Genomic DNA, 1,381 nt, shown 5'->3' with positions numbered 1-1,381 from the left:
TCGATTATGTCCATATAGTTGTGTAATAAGAATAAAGAGCCACACCTGTGCTCTGTAGTACAATGTTAGTTGGGACACCATCATTGATACAGGGAGGCACAAGTATGACTCAATTAAATATTAACCTAGATATGGATCAATTAACAGAACAAATTTTGGGCAGTAACCTCAACGCTGCCACGAAAGGTTTGGCTGTGGCGGTCTTCAATGCATATATGGAGGCCGAACGGGATGCGCATGTCCAGGCGGCGGCACGGGAACGGAGTGAAGACCGCCAGGACATGCGCAACGGCTACTACGAGCGGGATTATATCACGCCGATCGGCCGCCTCAGGCTGCGGGTGCCGCGCACACGTTCCGGCGAATTCTCCACAGAACTGTTCGAGAAGTATCAGCGGAAAGACCAGGCACTGGTCCTGTCATTGACGGAGGCGGTGATCAGCGGGGTGTCGACCCGTAAAGTGACGAAGATCGTGGAGACCCTTTGCGGTGAAAGTGTATCGAAATCATTCGTCTCGGACATCATGAAACGTCTGGACCCGGAGATTGACGCCTTCCGCACCCGGCCGCTGAATCTGAAGACCTACCGTTACCTCTATGTGGATGCGATGTATATCAAAGTCCGGGAAGACCACCGGATCGTCTCCAAAGCGGTCTATGTGGCGCAGGGCATCAACGAAGGGAACTTCCGTGAGATCCTGGGCTTCATGGTGTCTGAAGAAGAATCAGAACAGGCATGGACGGCATTTTTCCAGGATCTGCGCCACCGTGGTCTGACACTGCCCAGGCTGGTCATCTCGGATGCCCATGCCGGACTGCGGGCTGCGATCCGCAAAGAATTTGTCGGTACGGCCTGGCAGCGTTGTACGTTCCACTTCACCACAAATATCGCCAGCACCATGCCCCGTAAGGGCAGTACGGAACAACGGCGGCTGTTGAAACGGATCTTTACTGCCGAAACGCCGCAGCACGCCAAAGTATGCAAGGTAGAGTTCGAGGCATTTGTGGCCGGTGATCAGAAATACGAAAAGGCGTGCGCCGTCCTTGAAGCCGGCTTTGAGGATGCAATCCAGTTCATGATGGAGCCCCAGCTCTATCATGTGTCTTTAAAGACGACCAACAGTGTCGAGCGCATCAATGAAGAAATCCGACGCCGGGAAAAGGTCATTGGCATCTTTCCGAATGCGGCTTCGGCCGTGCGTTTGATTGGTGCAGTCCTGGTGGACAACCATGAACTGATGACGGCGACCAATCGAAAGTTCCTCAAAGGCTGAACAGAAAATTTCCTCCCCCGGCCATGGCCGGGGGAGGAAAACCCAAAGTGATCTCACTCGCATGAGGTACTATATACCTTATTACACAGGATTCTGGACTTGACACG

General features: G+C 53.0%; 1 protein-coding gene. It reads left to right on the top strand.

What is annotated here, in order from left to right; all coding sequences use genetic code 11:
• Positions 1 to 104: 104 nt before the first annotated feature.
• A complete protein-coding gene (locus LPW40_RS13540; protein ID WP_269063346.1) occupies positions 105 to 1,274 on the top strand; it encodes an IS256 family transposase in 1,170 nt (389 codons plus the stop codon).
• Positions 1,275 to 1,381: the final 107 nt, after the last annotated feature.

Origin of the sequence: Salinicoccus halitifaciens (assembly GCF_021026095.1) — a bacterium.
Taxonomy (GTDB): domain Bacteria; phylum Bacillota; class Bacilli; order Staphylococcales; family Salinicoccaceae; genus Lacicoccus; species Lacicoccus halitifaciens.
Note: the sequence above shows the minus strand (reverse complement) of the source record. Positions and strands in the feature narration are given on the sequence as shown.

Coding starts and splice junctions, on each gene's coding strand:
- LPW40_RS13540 (WP_269063346.1), top strand. CDS start 105: ATGACTCAATTAAATATTAACCTAGATATGGATCAATTAACAGAACAA.